The following is a 17,227-nucleotide window of genomic DNA, read 5'->3' as shown; positions in this document are numbered from 1 at the left end:
GAAATTGCCTTGGATACAACAAAAAGCCTTTGGGTTGCCGTTAAACGGCAACCCAAAGGCTTTAACATTAAGTTTGTTATTTTAAGGAAAAATGAGTTTCGTAAGCTTTACTTTGCTGCAACATTCGGAACCAACCCGTTGGAGATGGAAGAATACGTCTGCCAGAGCTTCCGAATTGAATCCACGACAATAATTGTTGCTAAAACGATCATCAGTGCGGCGAGCACTGCAGGAAGTGTTTGATGTTTCGGGATGTAGTTATTGACAATCGTCAAATATCCAGCGGTGGATGACGTAACTCCCATGAAAATCATCGGAATGAACGTAGTCATTGTATAACTTATTTTCTTAGTACGACGGAGAATCATGTTGGAACCAATCGCCAAGGCCAACGTCGCCAACAATTGGTTGGACACCCCAAAGATTGGCCATATTGTGGCAATGTCTCCACCATAGAGAAGATATCCCCAAGCAAAGGAAACCAAAGCACTCAACAGAATCGACAAGACAAGGGACTTAGAATTTCTTAATGGCTTAAACAGCATGCCAAGAAAATCTTGGGCAATAAAACGGGCCACACGGGTTCCAGCATCAATGGTTGTCAAAATAAAGAGCGCTTCAAACATAATCGCGAATTGATACCAGTAGGCCATTAAGCCTTTCAGGCCAGGAATACTTGAGAAGATATGGGCCATTCCCACAGCCAAGCTTACTGCGCCACCGGGACGACCTGCAATATTCTCTCCGACCATTTGTGAAAGCAAGGGTAAGTCTTTGACTTGCATCCCCAAATGAGCAAAGACAGCCGGTGAGGTATTGATCGCAAAGTAATCTCCAGGAGCCAATACCGTAGCGGCTATAAGAGCCATCATCGCTACGAAGGCTTCCATGATCATACCGCCATACCCGATCAGTTTGATGTCTCCTTCGTCTTTTAACATTTTAGGAGTGGTTCCAGAAGCAATCAGGGCATGGAACCCAGAAACCGCACCACAGGCAATGGTAATAAATAAGAAGGGCCATACCTTACCATTAATGATGGGGCCACCACCATTGACAAATTGAGTAACGGCAGGCATCTGAAGTTGCGGGTGAACAAAAACAATCCCCAGCGCTAACGCCGCAATGGTTCCAATTTTCATATAGGAACTGAGGTAATCGCGAGGGGCCAAAAGCAACCAAACAGGAAGGGCTGCCGCAATAAAACCATACACTGGAAGAATAATTTCAAGTGTTTTAACATCATAAAAGAACAAAAACGCTAAAGGAGAATTCTTGATAACCGGTCCCAAAGCCACCGCGAGAAGGATCAATACAACACCAATGACCGAAGCCTCTCCCAACTTACCTGGACGCAGTTTACGCATATAAATACCTATGAATATGGCAATTGGAATCGTCATGGCAATCGTAAAGACACCCCAAGAATTCTTATATAGAGCATTAACGATAACCATGGCAAGACCAGCCATCGTGATCGTGATAATGAAGAGGATGGCAATCCCAGTAATAAAACCAGTGACCGGTCCAACCTCATCTTTGGCAATGTCAGAAAGACTTTTTCCATCATGACGAACAGAGGCAAAGAGTACAACAGCGTCATGGACTGCTCCTCCCAACACAGCTCCGATCAAAATCCAAAGCGCACTCGGCAAATAACCAAACTGTGCGGCTAAGACTGGTCCAACTAATGGACCTGCGCCGGCGATCGCTGCAAAGTGATGCCCAAAGACAACCCACTTGTTTGTCGGAACATAATCTTGTCCGTCCTCCATGCGGACTGCGGGGGTAATATTACTAGGATCAAGCGCTAGTACTTTAGCAGAGATGAAAGCACCATAGAAACGATACCCTAGCATAAGAATAAGTGCTGAAGCAATAATGAGAGTTAGCGCATTCATTTTTTTAACCCCTTTCCTATATACTAAATTCATTTGGATTCCTTGTGCTTTAAGTATACAGTCGCACAGAATTAATGAGTTAAATCAAACAAAAAACACAGGATTTGAAGTCTGAAACACCAAAAATCCTGTGTAAGTTTACAATTGCCTTTTCTAGTCTTGGGCTCATAAACCCATGCGTTCACGAAACAATTTAACATATGTGCGACTGACAGGAATCTCACTATTATCCTTCATAATCAAGTTATACGTATTATTAAACCAAGGGATGATGGAATGAATTTGATCTAATTGAGCTAAATAACTTTTGTGAACCCGCAAAAATGATGACTTTAACAGGCCTTCTAACTCCGTCAAGGTATAATTCGTGAGATAGCTCCGCTCTCGGGTCACGATACGAACGGAACGATCTTCAATTGTGGCGTAAAGAATTTCTCCAAAGGGAATGAGCAATATCTTCCCATTTTCTTCGATTTTGAGTTTACCTTCACGCCCCTCCGCCGCATGTATTGATGTGTATATTTGATCTAATTTGGCCAAGAAATCCCGGGCTTGAACTTGCTCTGTTGTAACTTGCTCAGCTTGGGTCGTTTGATCCACCCCTAGGTTCTTCTCCTCTATACGTCTCTTTAAACGTTGTACTGTTTCTGCTAAGCGGTCCTCTCGAAAAGGCTTTAAGAGATAATCCACGGCATTGACATCAAACGCTTCAATCGCATATTGATCATAGGCCGTGGCAAACACAATAGCTGGAGAAAACCCAAGTCGAGCCAATTCCCGAGCGACATCCACTCCCGAAGCATCTGGCATCTGAATATCTAAAAAAATAGCATCTGGCGTACACTCCCCGAATTTCCGAATCGTTTCCTCTCCCGTACCGGCTTCGCCTACAATCTCTACTCCGGGTATTTCTCGCAATAAATAACACAATTCATCCCGTGCAGGACGTTCATCATCCACCACCATGACCCGCATGAACCTTCCCCCTCATTCCAGAAATCCTAAACGTTCTGCTGCCGCGGCAGGAGGAATCCTTAAGGTAACCTCAGTTCCCTTCCCTTCCCTGCTTTCAATCACAAACTCAGCCTTCTTGCCATAAAGGATCAGAAGACGTTGGGCTACATTTTGGAGACCAATGCCTAGTCCTGAAGTTGATACTTCGACCCCGGTCAGGATACGGGTTAACGTTTCAGCAGGAATACCCACCCCATTATCCCCAATCCGAACCACCAGTATGTCTTCTTCGACAAATGCGGAAATAACGATCTCACCAGGTGTGCTCATGGGATAAATCCCATGCTTTATGGCATTTTCAACAAGGGGCTGCAGGGTTAGCCCAGGTAATCTCCAATTTAAGGCCTCATCCGTAATTTCCTCACGCACGCAAAGACGTTCGGAAAAACGGGCCTGTTCGATAGCCAAATAGGCCCGTATATGTTCGCACTCCTCGCGTAGCGTCACAAACTTTTCCGCACTTTTAAGGTTCTTGCGAAAGAAATCCCCCAATTGCAAAAGAAGATGGCGCGCCTTTTCCGGATCCGTGCGGCAAAATGAGACTACAGTATTTATCGCATTGAATAGAAAATGAGGATTCACTTGAGCCTGAAGTGCTTTAAGTTCTGCTCTATTCACCAAATGAGCCTGAGATTCCAAAGTAGCTAATTCTAATTGCGTGGAAAAAAGCATACCTAAGCCAGCACCAAATTCCCAATCCACAGGGCTTATCCCTCGTGCCCGCTCTCTATAAATCTTAAGGGTTCCGACAATCGATTGCTGAAAATGAAGCGGTACAACCAGAGCGGAAAACAGCGGACAGCTTGGATCAGCGCAACCAATTTCGATCCGAGTTGCGGCAAGCTTTAATTCCCCTGAATCCAAAGCTTGATGAGTGGCTAGTGTCTGGATGACATGACCTGCTTCATGGTGATCAGAACCACTTCCAACATGAGCCAAAATTTGTTCCCGATCCGTCAAGGCCACCGCCGCCACATCGGTCTGTTCATAAATAATTTGAGCCACCCTGTGTGCCGTTTCTTTCGTTAACCCTAAACGCAAGATGGGCAAGGTCAAATTAGCAATATAAAGTGCCTTTTGCGCTTGGACCGCGCCAATTCGTTCTTCTTCTTCCAATGAGTCATGAATAACCGTCACGAAAATAGAAATCCCAATGCCATTCATGATAATCATGGGCAAGCCGATATCCTTAACCAAATCCCAAGCAGCAGCATAGGGGCGGGCGAGCAACAGAATAATGAGCATTTGAACGACTTCAATTCCCATACCAATAAACAAGGAGCGCTTCCAGGTTAAGTTACCTGAAAATTTTCGTCCCGCGTAGCCAGCAATTCCTCCCTCGACGAGCGTAGCAATACCACAGGCAAGCGCCGTAAATCCTCCTAAAAGCGCGCGATGCCCCCCGGCCAACAGCCCTGCCGCAATCCCGACCAGAGGTCCTCCGAGAAGCCCCCCGACTGCCACCCCTATTACCCGAGAATTGGCCAAAGCCCCTTTAATTTCCACCCCAGAATAAGTTCCTGCAATCCCCAGGCACCCAAAAAAGAAAACCAGGAAAAGCTTTTCCTGCGTATTCGCTTTACCTAATAACATACGCCTAAATAACTTCGTCCGAGTCATCAGATAGGCTAACGTAACAATCAGGCTTATATTGAGCGCTAGGTCTTGGAATAATTTCCAGAACATTATCGTTCCCCTTATCTTTCGTCTCTCTTCTCTCTTCTCTCTTCTCTCTTCTTAAGATGATATCCAAATTTCCAAAACTCCAATCAACTGCAGTGCCATGGTGATAGGCGAGGCGAGCAATGCAGCATGTGTGAACGGGCAGAGACACTTCCTCCTACTACCTACCAAACCGTTTTGAAGGCACCTTAGCATCTTTTAGACCGTGCCAATAACAAGGATTCAAAAAGCGCATGGGAAGGTGACTTTTATGTCGCAGCACGCACCCACGAATTACCTCAATCCCCACACTGTCGCATTCTTGTTGGAATTCTAGAGTCCACGTCTGTTCTTGAAACCAAATCTTGCTAACCCCTAAGGATGCAGCGTCGGAAACCAACGACTTGAGGCTCTCCGGGAGCAGGCACGGTACAATGACCGTCACTTTATCCTTCAGTTGAGCTATATTCGGATAAACCTTACTCCCATCTATGCGTTGTAATTCCTCAGCCACCGGATAGACAACGCAGCCAAACTCTTTTAAAGCCCGCCAAACTCTCCAGGCATGTTTATGTTTCTGGAATTTTTCTTTATCCCCTATCACTGCAAAAGTGTCTGCTGTTGTCACTCCCTCGGCTAAAGGGAAAATCTTTTTCTCGCGAACCATATATAAAATCCCCCTCCCCAAGAGCACGATGCATCGTGCCCCTTTATTGTATATAAATACGTAAGGAGAAGGATTTTATGAATAGACAAAGGAACCGTCTCCTTGTCTACAGACTGGACATATGGCACAAGTTCACTGGATAACTTCCTCGATCAAAGGAGGCAACTCGGGTGCTTCGCTTCCGACTGAAACTAGGTTTTGGGCAAGCTGAAGACCCTCAGCCAACATGTTTTTATCACTACTATAGAGCTGCAAAATAGGTTCTCCAGCTTCAACCCATTCGCCAGCTTTTTTCGCAAGGACAACCCCAGCCCCTAGATCAATCGAACTTTCTTTCGTAACTCGACCCGCTCCGAGAGTCATAGCTAAAATTCCTATTTTATGCGCATCATACGGCTGCACATAACCAGTATCCTGAGCTAGTATGGGTAGATTCCACGGTGAGACCCTTAATCGACGCTCGGCCACTGCTTGAGCATCCCCCCCCTGCTCGGTCAAAAAGGCTAGAAATCTGTACCACGCTGCCCCACTTTCCAAACTTTGGCTCAGGCGTTCCTTTCCAGTCTCTACATCAGCTACAACCTCCCCAGCTACAAGCATCCAAGCTCCCAGCTCTAGGCTGACCTCCATTAAATCGTCAGGACCTTTTCCCTGGAGCGCATCCGCCACCTCAAGGATTTCTAGACTATTTCCCACAGCGCGGCCAAGTGGTTGACTCATATTACTCAACACCGCAATCGTCTGCCGCCCCAGCTTGTTCCCAATATCCACCATCGTCCTCGCCAGTACCCTGGCCTCTTCCACAGTCTTCATAAAGGCTCCTGAGCCGTACTTAACATCTAAGACAATGCCCTGGGCTCCCGCGGCAATTTTCTTACTCATCACCGACGAGGCAATAAGAGGTATGGAACTTACTGTTGCCGTGACATCCCGCAGAGCATAAAGCTTCTTGTCGGCAGGAACAAGATTTCCCGTCTGGGCGATGACAGACAACCCAATTTTCTTCACTTGCGCTAGAAACTCTTCCTGGGTAAGTTCTACCTTAAAACCCGGTACTGAACTCAGCTTGTCAATGGTTCCTCCAGTATGTCCCAGCCCTCGCCCGGACATTTTCGCCACTGGCACACCACAGGCGGCAACCATCGGCCCAAGGAGTAAGGTAGTCTTGTCCCCTACCCCTCCTGTACTGTGTTTGTCCACAAATCGTCTGCCAAGAATGGAAAGATCCAACTGATCTCCGCTCTGAGCCATCATCAACGTGAGTTCGGCCGTTTCTTCGAGCGTCATCCCCCGAAAATACACTGCCATAGCCCAAGCTGACATTTGATAATCTGGAATACCTCCTTGGACATAGCCATCAATGATAAAACGAATTTCCTCCCTAGATAGAGCTTCTCCGTCCCGTTTCTTTTCAATTAAATCTACCATGCGCATCTGAATCACTCTTTCTTTTCTCTTGAGCCAAATTATACCCTAAAGCACTCGTACGAGCGCTTGTACAAACTGGACAAATTGCGTTTCAATCCGCCCCGCTGTTTCCATGACTTCAGTATGGTTAAGTTTTTGCGCTAAAATACCTGCCGCCATATTCGTCACACAGGAGATGCCCAAAACCTGCATCCCCCCATGGTTAGCCACAATCACTTCAGGTACGGTACTCATTCCCACCATATCTGCGCCAATCGTACGCAAATAACGAATTTCAGCAGGAGTTTCGTAGTTGGGACCGCTCATGGCTGCATAAACCCCTTCTTGAGGATTAATCCCTAATTCTCGGGCGATCGTTAACGCCTTTTGACGCCATTCTAAATCATACCCCTCGCTCAGATCCGGAAAGCGCGGTCCCAAACTCAATAGATTAGCCCCACGCAAAGGATTATCACCCATCAAGTTAAGATGATCCTTAATGAGAATAAGGTCACCCGGGTGAAACCCTGAGTTGATCCCCCCTGCTGCATTTGTAACAATCAGACCAGTGGCTCCTAAGACTTGCATGACCCGAATCGGAAAGGTCACTTCCTGCATGCTGTACCCTTCATAATAATGAAAGCGCCCTTGCATGACCATGACTTTGCGTCCCGAAACCTTTCCAAAAACCAATTGTCCGGCATGCCCTTCAACTGTCGATATTGGGAAATGCGGAATATCTTTGTAAGAAATCACGATTTTCTCCTCAACTAGATCGGCAAAAGAGCCTAACCCCGAACCCAAGATAATCCCAAGTTCTGGTAGTGACGGGACCCGTTCCATAATATAACGACGTGCTTCGGCCAGTTTAACATTTTGTGCCTTTTCCGAGATCATTCAATCACCCTCCTAGAAATACTTGCATAGAAACTTTTTCCCTTAACCATCGGCTCTGCTTCAAGGTACTCGGCTACCGTCGCCCCCAAATCTGCGAAAGTAGATCTTACTCCCAGATCAACTCCCTTTTTTAAAGCTGACCCGTAAACAAGTAATGGGACATATTCCCTAGTATGATCCGTCCCAGACAAGGTTGGATCACAACCATGATCAGCCGTAATAATGAGCATATCCTCGGGGCGAAGCGCTGCAAAGAGTTCTGGCAAACGTGCATCAAAGGCTTCTAAAGCTCTCGCATAGCCTTCCACATCATTGCGGTGTCCATACAACATATCGAAGTCAACAAGGTTCGTCATTATCAAGCCCGATTTCACCTTGGTCATGTATTCTAAAGTTTTATCAACACCCTCCATGTTTCCCTTCGTCGTCACAAAATCAGTGATTCCTCTCCCTGCATAAATATCACGAATTTTCCCTACAGCGCAAACCTCAAGGCCCCGTTCCTGCACATATTCCAATAACGTTTTCTGCGGAGGTTCAAGCGCTAAATCATGACGATTGGTTGTGCGATAGAATTGTCCTGCTTTTCCCAGGAACGGCCGTGCGATCACTCGTCCCACTTGCAGCTCATCCGTCAGCATGTCGCGAGCAATCTGACATATACGCATTAGTTCCGGCAACGGAATAACCTCTTCATGGGCTGCCACTTGGAATACGGAATCCGCTGATGTATACACAATCGGCTTTCCTGTCCGTACGTGTTCTTCTCCCAAACGTTGGATAATCTCTGTCCCTGAAGCAACTTCATTGCCTATGACTTCTCGCCCTATAGCTAACTCGTAGCGCTCTATAAACAAGTTCGGAAAACCATCCGGAAAGGTCGGTAACGCTCTCTCTAAAATGACCCCTGCTATTTCCCAGTGTCCACTAGTCGTATCTTTACCAAGAGATCGCTCTGCCATTCTCCCAAAGCATCCCTCTGGATTGTGAGAAGCCGGAACTCCAGGAATCAAGTCAATATTACCTAAGCCAAGTTTTTGGAGAAACGGAAGATTGAGTCCCCCCCGCTGACGGGCGATGTTACCCAGAGTATGGCTTCCTAAGTCCCCATAGTTCTCTGCGTCAGGCATTTCGCCGATTCCAACACTGTCCAATACAATGATGATACTCCTTGCCATTCGTTTTTCTCACTCCCTAATCCCTTAGTCCGCACGAGGATGCGCCTTTTTGAAGACATCAACCAAGTGCTTCCGCGTTAGATGCGTGTAAATTTGAGTTGTCGCAATATCCGCATGCCCCAGCATTTCTTGAACGGAACGCAAGTCAGCCCCATGATCTAATAGATGGGTTGCAAAACTGTGACGAAACATGTGAGGAGAGATTGTTCGCTCAAGATTATGATTTTTTCCCCATTTTTTCAAGATGTACACCATTCCCTGGCGCGTGAGAGGTCGGCCATGCACATTTAAAAACAGGATATCGCTTTTCCCTTTGCCGCACAACCGATTTCGCAGGCCATTTAAATAACCCTCAACTGCCCGAACAGCCGGTTCACCCAAAGGCACAATCCTTTCTTTACTTCCTTTACCAAGGCAACGAACATATCCTACATCCAACGATACATCCGCTAAACGCAATCCGATAAGTTCAGAAACTCGGAGACCCGTACTATAAAGGACCTCCAACATCGCCAAATCCCGTAGGCTAAGATCGGATTCTTCCCCCGCTTGTAATAGTTTATCCATTGTCCCTTCCGACAACACCTTCGGAAGGGGTTGATTTAACTTTGGGGTCACCAAATAAGTACTTGGGTTATCATTGCGTTGTCCTTCATTCAACAAAAATACAAAAAACCCCCTTAGGGTTGCATTACAACGTGCAATAGTTCGTGGTGCTCTCCCTATATCTTTCCATTTAAGAAGAAATAAAAACAGATCATTTCCTTCACACCCTGTAAAATCTGTTCCCCGCTGTTTGAGAAAACTCTGGAGTTGACGTAAATCTCGCTCATAAGCCTGCCGTGTATTCTCAGAAAGCCCCCGCTCAACATGTAGGTAAGTCAGGTACTGTTTCATGAGTTGTTCCTCGGAGGTCATCATTTTACCCCCTCCTTTTCTGATAATGTTCTACACAGAGGGGGGATTTTCCTTGTTCAGCCTTTACTCTTAAGGAATTTGTCACTTTGCAAATCCGGCAGCCAATGAATAACATACTCTCCCCACCCCGGCCTTTCCACGCGCAAGGGATTACCATTAGGTTTTTGATCATGATGTAAGAGCGAGGACATCCATATGTTACACACGGCAATCAGCTTGGGCAAGAGCACGGCAAGTAAAATAAGGAGGACAAATACCCTTCCGAGATAAAGAAAAAACTCACTCCAACGTTTTATAGGCATTACGCTCCCCCCTATCCCTTAAACCTATGCACCTCCAGATTGTCCTTATCCTTGAAAAGAAGAAAGGACCGCTATTTTTACAAGCAATCCCGACAGATAAATCTTCTAAACGTTAATAAAATTAGATCATCCCAATCTGTTGATTTACAATTCCTTCAGTCAATTAATAGCTTCTTTGCGGAAGATCATAACGGGGATCAAAAGGCTGTGGAATTCCCATACGGCGTTCTAAGCGCTGCAGCCACGCAGGTTCAAATTGTTCTTCAAAAAGTTCCCACCAAATCGGTTCCTTCCCATGCACAAAGCCCATGCGTCTTTCCATCTGTTTAAGCCATCGGGGTTCAAACTGTTCTTCATAACGTTCCCACCAAGCAGGTTCATACCCGCCCGTATAATTAACCGGATACCAATGCACTTGATGCGGGTAATGACCATATATGGGAACGAGGGTCGTTCGTTTATGATGCAATTCACTCACTCCTTGCCAAATCATTTTCAGTTTTTCTATTGTTTACCTACAATCCCATTATATTCATGCTAACTGTTTCTGAAAGTTGGCCCCAAAATTTCAACATTCTCCTTGCCATAATGAGCCTAAACTCAAGAACGCAAACTTTCTTAAAGCGACCTTGGAACCCGACTTGTAAAAAAACGAGTGGAACCCGATCAATGGATTCCACTCAAAGATAAAGAAAATCTACTTCATCTAAACCTAAAACTTCATTAGTACTTTACCTGAACTTATTCAAGGGCCAAATGCGTGATGTGCAACATTCGAACCTCGACTAGAGCAAAGCTTCTTCTAATGGTGTATACATAATATTCAATGCTTCAGCGACTGCTTTGTAGGTTAACTTGCCGTTAATTACGTTAATCCCTTTACGAAGTGAACGATTATCTTGGATTGCCTTGAAATACCCTTTGTTGGCGATCTCTAGTGCATAACCCAGCGTTACATTGGTCAGAGCAAAGGTTGAGGTTCGAGCAACTGCTCCGGGTATATTGGCAACAGAGTAATGAACAACTCCATGTTTAACATAGGTGGGGTTACTGTGTGTTGTCACACGATCAATCGTTTCGATGCTTCCGCCTTGGTCGATGGCCACGTCGACGATAACACTCCCTGGAGACATTGCCTTCACCATGTCTTCGGTAACCAGATGAGGGGTACGGGCACCAGGAATCAATACAGCCCCCACCAGTAAATCCGCTTTAGCTACACTGTTCGCAATATTGAAGGGATTGGAAGCCAAGGTTCTTACCCGACCGTTAAAGGCATCATCAATCTCCCTTAATCGCTGCGCGCTCTTTTCGACAATCGTAACTCCTGCGCCAAGGCCAATAGCCATCCTGGCCGCGTTTATGCCTACAATTCCGCCACCAATAATGGTTACATTCGCGGGTGTTACTCCAGGGACTCCCCCAAGCAGTACCCCTTTCCCACCATAAGGTTTTTCAAGTAATTGAGCTCCGATTTGAATCGCCATGCGCCCAGCTACTTCGCTCATCGGAGTAAGTAAAGGCAATGAGGCATTATCCAACTGGATGGTTTCGTAAGCAATCCCGACCACTTGTTTCTCCATGAGCGCTTTGGTTAATTCTGGTTCATTCGCCAAATGCAAATAAGTAAATAAAATTTGACCGGCCTTAAAATATTCATATTCTGAAGCAATTGGTTCTTTCACCTTTATTACCATGTCGGCATTCCAAACGTCTTCGGCTGAATCAAGGATCTGAGCACCGGCATCAATATACTGTTGATCAGTGATGCCACTGCCTTCGCCGGCAGATTTTTCCAAAACAACCTGATGCCCAGTCAAAACTAACGCATGGACACCTGCAGGGGTAATCGCTACCCGACTCTCATTGTTTTTAATCTCTTTCGGTACTCCAATCAGCATAATACAAACCTCCATCTTAATCATTAGCCCTCGCATTGTAATTATAATGCAAATATTGTGCCATTAGCAAGAAGTTTAATCCCCTCATCAGATTGTCCACAAAATAGGCCTCCTCAAGCCATCACTGTGATCCGAAGAAACTATTGTGTCCAGAAAAGCCCGCTATAACCTGAATAATTTTGCACGCAATATTATTCAGTGCATAATTTTGCACGAATATTCGCTCAGAGCCCCAATAATCGCACGCCGAGTATGGAAAAATACCCCTGTGCGACCCCAACAGCAACTGCTCCAAGAGAAACAAAGGTTGCTGCAGCCGTGTAATAAAGAAATTCCCTCCGCAGTGACTCTCCTCTAGCTTTGCCTCGAAGTAACAAGAACGAAAAGATAGTGGCCAGCCCCGCTCCAAGAAGCAGTAACGGAATCGCAAAGAGAGTGGGAACAAGAACCGTTGTTAAAATCAGTGCGAGCCCAAGGGTTCCTTTCACTCCAATGATGAAACTGACGGTAAATCCAAGAATAAACCCTCGTGTGAAGACAATCAGATAAATTAAGGGAGCCCCAATGATTGTAAGTCCCAAGATCCAAATTCCGGCCATCATAATAAACATATCTCTAGCAAGTTGCCCAAGAAAAGTTGGATCTAGGGTTTTCGGTTGGCTTGTTAAAAGCGTGTTTAAGAATTTCCCAAGTTGGGAGGTTTCTGAAGTTCCCAAGGCACTGACTCCAACCGCCCCAAATACCAAACCAGCCAGATAGACGCTCGAAAGCGTGAGATAAATAATCCAATATTGACGAATGTGTTCGCCGAGTTTTCTCCACATTCTCTACACCTCTTCCCATACGTTCCTATGGGATTTTATTCCTCTCGAGGGCAAAGTATGTCCACAACTCGACCGAATATACCCCCGCCACCCGCTTCCACAGTTAATTCACCTTGACGCGCTTTCATTATCAAACGTGCAATCGCTTCTCCAGCAACGCTTTTCAATTCATCCGCATCAATGTGATGGAGCACAGCCATTTCCGTCCCAAAGGCCTTCAAAAGTCGTTCATACATTTTGGGCCCAACTCCGGGGAGCTGTCGTAGGGGGACCTGATGAACATAGGACGCTTCATCGTGTTTACCCATCGGACGGTCTGCAATACTTACCAGACGGTCCAAGACACCCATTACAACATGCTGACTCCCACAATCCGGGCATACCAGCTGTGGTGCTGGAGTCTTAACGACCTTTTCACAACTTAGACAATACGTGCGATGATATTTCCCTACTCTGGGAGGCAAGCCATAATTTCGAACAGCTCGTCTGTTAGTTCCCCGAATTAAATCTATCAACCCTCCGTAGGAAGGATCTACTTGTTCAAGGGTATTATACTCTCGAGCAATATTAGGCAAAGAGTGAGCATCTGAGTTACTGAACAAGACCATGGGGTCCAGTTCGCTGATACTCGCTGCCATTGCTCGATCCGCACTGAGTCCGATTTCCAAGGCGTTAGGTAGAACGGAAAGAACGTCACTCATACGTCGGCAACAGTTTCCATAAATCCCCCTATGAGGAGTGAAAGCATGCGCCGGAAACCAGATCCCTTCAGCCTTCTCAACCGCCTCAAGCCATTGATCAATGGGGATATATCCTTTCTGAGTGCTCAATTGCCAATTTTTTGTGGTTGGGCTTAAGGTCCGAACGTACTGGGTCATCTGCTCTATGGACGGGAAGTAAGCAACGAAATGGGCATTTCCCTTCCCGACCTGCAATTCAATTTCATGTCCAGGAATCAACGTTAAGCCGTGGGCAAGATAACCTCCCGCTGAAGAGGGCCGTAGTACCCCGGATGCTATCAGCGTCTTAAAATCTTGTTGCACCCCGGTTGAATGAGCATCGACAACTCCAACAAGGGAAAGTCCTTTAATATCCCGAGCAACTTCCACAATATTGGGTAACGTCAATGTTTTCGAAGCAGTAATTTTAACCGCCTTCCCATCTAAACTTTGCCCGACATGGACGTGCAGATCTGCAAAAATCATCCCAATCTCCCTTGAACAAGCAAAATCCCCAGGATGGTTTTAGCGTCATTAAACTCATTCTGATTTGCCCTCTTTACGGCCTCATCCCAAGGGATTCGTTCTACCCCTAAGAATTCGTCATCATCCGGCGCTAATGGGTCCCAGACCAAATCCCGCGCTAGATAAAGATGCATCACCTCATCCGTAAAACCCGGAGTTGTATAAAATGTACTGATATGTTCCACGATCCCCCGGTACCCAGTTTCTTCACGCAGTTCTCGTACCGCACAATCAAGGGGAAGTTCCTGGGGGTCGAGTTTTCCTGCCGGAATTTCCAAGGTTTCTTGAGCAACCGGATAACGATATTGGCGAACCAAAAGCACGTGTTGATCCTGTAAAGCAATGATCCCTACCGCTCCCGGGTGCCTAACCACTTCGCGGGATGTTGTCAATCCATTCGGCAAACGAACTGTATCTCGTTCTAAACGGAGCATTCGCCCCTCAAAAAGCACTTCTCCAGTGATGCGTTCCTCTTGTCGATTTTGCTCTGCCAATGTGTTTCCCTCTCTCCACAAACTATTACTTTAATTATTTTACCCCATGTTCTGTCTAAAATGTCAAGAATAATATAGAAAACTTGGCTAGCGCCAAGCCTTCCAGGCGCCGGCGATCGCCTAGTTGCACTTATGCTTCCAGAAAGTATAAAAAAAGCAAAGCGGCTAGTCGATGGATACGACTAACCGCTTCACAGCAGTGAACTACCCTATGGTTATTATACTACTCCAAATTCGATCCTTTCGCTAGCTCTATCCCCAGCTCCAGAGCTTGTCGGTTAAGTGGAATCAGATTATGGCGATAGTCTGGCAGGACTTTTTTTAAGGCCCCAATCACGGATTCAAGGGTCACCGCACCCGTCAACTCGATAAATGCGCCCAAAATAATCATATTAGCCACCCGAGAATTTCCCAACTTCTCATCGGCGAGCGCGGAGGCAGGAATTTTTAGAATTTTAAGGTCTTGGCGCTGAGGCTCAATGTCGATCATTGAGGAATTGATGATTACCCATCCTCCTGGTTTAACATCCTTTTCAAACTTCTCAAGGGAGGGACGATTCAGGACAATTAGAGTATCTGGTTCGGTAATAATCGGTGAACTTACCTCTTCATCCGAAATCGTGACAGAACAGTTGGCGGTTCCACCACGCATTTCCGGGCCGTAGGAAGGTATCCAACTAACGTGTTTATCTTCTACAAGTCCTGCGTATGCGAGAAGCTGCCCCATGGACATAACCCCTTGCCCTCCAAAACCAGCCAGAATAATTTCTTGTAGCATCAGCACTTCCCCTCCTCTAGCGTTTTCTTGACGCCGAGCGGGTAAACAGGAATCATGTTATCAACCAGCCATTTTAAGGATTCCTTCGGCGTATACCCCCAATTTGTAGGACAAGACGATAAGACTTCAACCAGAGTGAACCCCCTTCCAGCCATTTGAAGTTCAAAGGCAGTCTTAATTGCTTTTTTCGCTTTCGCCACTTCTTGAGGATTGTGCACAGACACCCGGGCGATATAAACCGCACCTTCCAAAGTTGCGAGCATTTCTGCAACTCGAATAGGATACCCCTGTGTAGCCGGGTCTCTCCCTAGAGGAGATGTCATACTTACTTGTCCAAGAAGTGTGGTCGGGGCCATTTGTCCACCTGTCATGCCATAAATAGCATTGTTCACAAAGATGGTTGTGATTTTTTCCCCTCGCGCAGCGGCATGTACAATTTCGCCCACTCCGATAGAAGCAAGATCACCGTCACCCTGATATGTGAAAACCACCTTTTCGGGAAGAACTCGCTTGATTCCAGTAGCGACAGCAGGTGCTCTGCCATGAGCGGCTTCTTGCATATCAAAATTAAAGTAATTATAAGCGAGCACGGAGCACCCCACTGGAGAAACCCCAATCGTTTCTTCCCTTACCCCAAGTTCGTCAATCACCTCAGCAACCAGACGATGAATAATGCCATGTGTACAGCCGGGGCAGTAGTGAGTCTTAGCTGAGGTTAAGGCTTCAGGACGTTCGAAGACTGTAATCATGCCTGACCACCTCCCAGTCCGCTGTTGACTATGCGTCTAACTTCTTCTAGTACTGCTCGTGTGGTCGGAACCATGCCACCGGCACGTCCGTAAAAGTGGACTGGAACTTTAAACTCTAGGTTATAACGCACGTCTTCGACAAGTTGCCCCATGCTCATCTCCACGGTCAGAACATGTTTAGCCTGCGTGCAGGCAGCCTGAAGTGCGGGCTTCGGGAAGGGAAATAAGGAGATCGGACGAAATAGCCCCGCCTTAATCCCTTCTGCTCTCGCTTTATCCACAGCCGCTTTGGCAATCCTAGCAGATGAACCGTAGCCCACCAGCACAATTTCAGCCCCATCTGTTTTATAGTTTTCCCAGAGCATCTCTTTAGCCATGCGGTCATATTTCCGTTGAAGGTGATGATTGTGTTTTTCGAGTTCTTGGGGGTCAAGGAATAAGGAATTAATCAGATTAGGCGCTCGTCCCTTAGCTCCGGTCGTAGCCCACGATTTTACCGGCAATCTCCCAAGATCTTCTTGTTCCGGAAATTCCACGGCTTCCATCATTTGTCCGAGGATGCCATCCCCTAAAATCATGACGGGGTTGCGGTATTCGTCGGCTAAGCCAAAAGCCTTGCCCATTAGATCGACCATTTCCTGAATGGTCGCTGGAGCAAGCACGAGCATTTTGTAATCTCCATGCCCACCCCCTTTAACGGCCTGAAAATAATCAGATTGAGCTGGTTGAATACTGCCAAGTCCGGGCCCTCCTCGTTGCATGTTGACTATAACACACGGGAGTTCAGCGCCTGCGATATAGGTAATCCCCTCCATTTTAAGACTGATACCTGGGCTAGATGAGGATGTCATAACCCGTGCCCCACACCCTGCTGCCCCGTAGACCATGTTGATGGCGGCTATTTCAGATTCTGCTTGAACAAACACTCCCCCCACTTCTGGAAGGCGTTTGGAAAGATAGTGCGGAATTTCGTTTTGTGGAGTAATAGGGTAGCCAAAGAAATAGCGGCAACCCGCTCGAATTGCGGCTTCTGCTAAGGCTTCATTCCCCTTCATGAGCACTTTGGCCATCACTTCTTCTCCTCCTTTCGCACTGTAATTACGACATCTGGACACATTCTGGCGCAAAAACTGCATGAAATGCACTTTTCCTGTTCAATAACGGTGGCGGGATGATAACCCATAGCATTCAAATAATCCGCCATGACGACTATATTTTTTGGACAGGCACTCGTACAGAGTTCGCAGCCTTTACAGCGGTCTTCATCGAACTCAACTTTTAACATCTAAAT

At 46.4% G+C, this 17,227-nt stretch carries 18 protein-coding genes; all 18 read right to left on the bottom strand.

The window, feature by feature from the left end; genetic code table 11:
• Positions 1-107: 107 nt before the first annotated feature.
• Positions 108-1,901, bottom strand: coding sequence for a carbon starvation CstA family protein (locus tag DSOL_RS20995; protein ID WP_075366738.1), 1,794 nt, complete (start codon positions 1,899-1,901; stop codon positions 108-110).
• A gap of 165 nt (positions 1,902-2,066) precedes the next feature.
• Positions 2,067-2,876 carry a LytR/AlgR family response regulator transcription factor gene (locus tag DSOL_RS20990; RefSeq protein WP_075366737.1) on the bottom strand — a complete coding sequence of 270 codons (810 nt, stop codon included), beginning with the start codon at positions 2,874-2,876 and terminating at the stop codon, positions 2,067-2,069.
• A gap of 12 nt (positions 2,877-2,888) precedes the next feature.
• On the bottom strand, positions 2,889-4,601 hold the full coding sequence (locus tag DSOL_RS20985; RefSeq protein ID WP_083642884.1) for a sensor histidine kinase: 1,713 nt from the start codon (positions 4,599-4,601) through the stop codon (positions 2,889-2,891).
• A 157-nt stretch (positions 4,602-4,758) separates the two neighbouring features.
• Positions 4,759-5,244, bottom strand: a complete 486-nt coding sequence (locus DSOL_RS20980) for a CoA-binding protein (protein WP_075366736.1) — start codon at positions 5,242-5,244, stop codon at positions 4,759-4,761.
• A 132-nt stretch (positions 5,245-5,376) separates the two neighbouring features.
• Positions 5,377-6,678: a pyrimidine-nucleoside phosphorylase gene (locus tag DSOL_RS20975; protein WP_075366752.1), complete on the bottom strand. Its 1,302-nt coding sequence runs from the start codon at positions 6,676-6,678 to the stop codon at positions 5,377-5,379.
• Positions 6,679-6,717: 39 nt separating this feature from the next.
• A complete protein-coding gene (locus DSOL_RS20970; RefSeq protein ID WP_075366735.1) occupies positions 6,718-7,548 on the bottom strand; it encodes a purine-nucleoside phosphorylase in 831 nt (276 codons plus the stop codon).
• A complete protein-coding gene (locus DSOL_RS20965; RefSeq protein WP_075366734.1) occupies positions 7,545-8,726 on the bottom strand; it encodes a phosphopentomutase in 1,182 nt (393 codons plus the stop codon). Before DSOL_RS20965 ends, DSOL_RS20970 begins: the two co-directional genes overlap by 4 nt.
• A 24-nt stretch (positions 8,727-8,750) precedes the next feature.
• The gene (xerD, locus tag DSOL_RS20960; protein ID WP_083642889.1) at positions 8,751-9,644 is read right to left on the bottom strand and encodes a site-specific tyrosine recombinase XerD; all 894 of its coding nucleotides are present in this window, start codon (positions 9,642-9,644) and stop codon (positions 8,751-8,753) included.
• A 56-nt stretch (positions 9,645-9,700) separates the two neighbouring features.
• The gene (locus tag DSOL_RS20955; RefSeq protein ID WP_075366732.1) at positions 9,701-9,946 is read right to left on the bottom strand and encodes a hypothetical protein; all 246 of its coding nucleotides are present in this window, start codon (positions 9,944-9,946) and stop codon (positions 9,701-9,703) included.
• A 163-nt stretch (positions 9,947-10,109) separates the two neighbouring features.
• Positions 10,110-10,424 (bottom strand): hypothetical protein, encoded by a 315-nt coding sequence (locus tag DSOL_RS20950; protein WP_235838935.1) that lies wholly within the window; start codon positions 10,422-10,424, stop codon positions 10,110-10,112.
• A gap of 307 nt (positions 10,425-10,731) precedes the next feature.
• Positions 10,732-11,847, bottom strand: coding sequence for an alanine dehydrogenase (ald, locus tag DSOL_RS20945; RefSeq protein WP_075366730.1), 1,116 nt, complete (start codon positions 11,845-11,847; stop codon positions 10,732-10,734).
• Positions 11,848-12,071: 224 nt separating this feature from the next.
• Positions 12,072-12,671, bottom strand: a complete 600-nt coding sequence (locus DSOL_RS20940; protein ID WP_075366729.1) for a stage II sporulation protein M — start codon at positions 12,669-12,671, stop codon at positions 12,072-12,074.
• Between the two features lie 35 nt (positions 12,672-12,706).
• Complete coding sequence (locus DSOL_RS20935; protein WP_075366728.1) at positions 12,707-13,876, bottom strand: endonuclease Q family protein; 1,170 nt, start codon at positions 13,874-13,876, stop codon at positions 12,707-12,709.
• Positions 13,873-14,409 carry an NUDIX domain-containing protein gene (locus DSOL_RS20930; protein ID WP_075366727.1) on the bottom strand — a complete coding sequence of 179 codons (537 nt, stop codon included), beginning with the start codon at positions 14,407-14,409 and terminating at the stop codon, positions 13,873-13,875. The genes DSOL_RS20935 and DSOL_RS20930 overlap by 4 nt, the downstream gene beginning before the upstream one ends.
• A gap of 223 nt (positions 14,410-14,632) precedes the next feature.
• Entirely contained in the window at positions 14,633-15,187 is a 555-nt protein-coding gene (locus tag DSOL_RS20925) for a 2-oxoacid:ferredoxin oxidoreductase subunit gamma family protein (RefSeq protein ID WP_075366726.1), read from the bottom strand.
• The gene (locus tag DSOL_RS20920; RefSeq protein ID WP_075366725.1) at positions 15,187-15,936 is read right to left on the bottom strand and encodes a thiamine pyrophosphate-dependent enzyme; all 750 of its coding nucleotides are present in this window, start codon (positions 15,934-15,936) and stop codon (positions 15,187-15,189) included. Before DSOL_RS20920 ends, DSOL_RS20925 begins: the two co-directional genes overlap by 1 nt.
• Positions 15,933-17,006 (bottom strand): 3-methyl-2-oxobutanoate dehydrogenase subunit VorB, encoded by a 1,074-nt coding sequence (locus tag DSOL_RS20915; protein ID WP_075366724.1) that lies wholly within the window; start codon positions 17,004-17,006, stop codon positions 15,933-15,935. Before DSOL_RS20915 ends, DSOL_RS20920 begins: the two co-directional genes overlap by 4 nt.
• Positions 17,006-17,221, bottom strand: a complete 216-nt coding sequence (locus DSOL_RS20910; protein WP_075366723.1) for a 4Fe-4S dicluster domain-containing protein — start codon at positions 17,219-17,221, stop codon at positions 17,006-17,008. Before DSOL_RS20910 ends, DSOL_RS20915 begins: the two co-directional genes overlap by 1 nt.
• Positions 17,222-17,227 lie beyond the last annotated feature (6 nt).

Origin of the sequence: Desulfosporosinus metallidurans (assembly GCF_001936615.1) — a bacterium.
Classification (GTDB): Bacteria; Bacillota; Desulfitobacteriia; order Desulfitobacteriales; family Desulfitobacteriaceae; genus Desulfosporosinus; species Desulfosporosinus metallidurans.
The sequence above is the reverse complement of the archived record's forward strand: the minus strand, read 5'-3'. Positions and strand labels throughout refer to the sequence as shown.

What these genes read in the sequence shown, in the direction of transcription:
- DSOL_RS20985 (WP_083642884.1), bottom strand. Translation starts at nt 4,601, where the DNA reads ATGTTCTGGAAATTATTCCAAGACCTAGCGCTCAATATAAGCCTGATT.
- DSOL_RS20965 (WP_075366734.1), bottom strand. Translation starts at nt 8,726, where the DNA reads ATGGCAAGGAGTATCATCATTGTATTGGACAGTGTTGGAATCGGCGAA.
- DSOL_RS20910 (WP_075366723.1), bottom strand. Translation starts at nt 17,221, where the DNA reads ATGTTAAAAGTTGAGTTCGATGAAGACCGCTGTAAAGGCTGCGAACTC.
- DSOL_RS20980 (WP_075366736.1), bottom strand. Translation starts at nt 5,244, where the DNA reads ATGGTTCGCGAGAAAAAGATTTTCCCTTTAGCCGAGGGAGTGACAACA.
- DSOL_RS20995 (WP_075366738.1), bottom strand. Translation starts at nt 1,901, where the DNA reads ATGAATGCGCTAACTCTCATTATTGCTTCAGCACTTATTCTTATGCTA.
- DSOL_RS20955 (WP_075366732.1), bottom strand. Translation starts at nt 9,946, where the DNA reads ATGCCTATAAAACGTTGGAGTGAGTTTTTTCTTTATCTCGGAAGGGTA.
- ald (WP_075366730.1), bottom strand. Translation starts at nt 11,847, where the DNA reads ATGCTGATTGGAGTACCGAAAGAGATTAAAAACAATGAGAGTCGGGTA.
- DSOL_RS20935 (WP_075366728.1), bottom strand. Translation starts at nt 13,876, where the DNA reads ATGATTTTTGCAGATCTGCACGTCCATGTCGGGCAAAGTTTAGATGGG.
- DSOL_RS20915 (WP_075366724.1), bottom strand. Translation starts at nt 17,006, where the DNA reads ATGGCCAAAGTGCTCATGAAGGGGAATGAAGCCTTAGCAGAAGCCGCA.
- DSOL_RS20990 (WP_075366737.1), bottom strand. Translation starts at nt 2,876, where the DNA reads ATGCGGGTCATGGTGGTGGATGATGAACGTCCTGCACGGGATGAATTG.
- xerD (WP_083642889.1), bottom strand. Translation starts at nt 9,644, where the DNA reads ATGACCTCCGAGGAACAACTCATGAAACAGTACCTGACTTACCTACAT.
- DSOL_RS20925 (WP_075366726.1), bottom strand. Translation starts at nt 15,187, where the DNA reads ATGCTACAAGAAATTATTCTGGCTGGTTTTGGAGGGCAAGGGGTTATG.
- DSOL_RS20975 (WP_075366752.1), bottom strand. Translation starts at nt 6,678, where the DNA reads ATGCGCATGGTAGATTTAATTGAAAAGAAACGGGACGGAGAAGCTCTA.
- DSOL_RS20920 (WP_075366725.1), bottom strand. Translation starts at nt 15,936, where the DNA reads ATGATTACAGTCTTCGAACGTCCTGAAGCCTTAACCTCAGCTAAGACT.
- DSOL_RS20940 (WP_075366729.1), bottom strand. Translation starts at nt 12,671, where the DNA reads ATGTGGAGAAAACTCGGCGAACACATTCGTCAATATTGGATTATTTAT.
- DSOL_RS20970 (WP_075366735.1), bottom strand. Translation starts at nt 7,548, where the DNA reads ATGATCTCGGAAAAGGCACAAAATGTTAAACTGGCCGAAGCACGTCGT.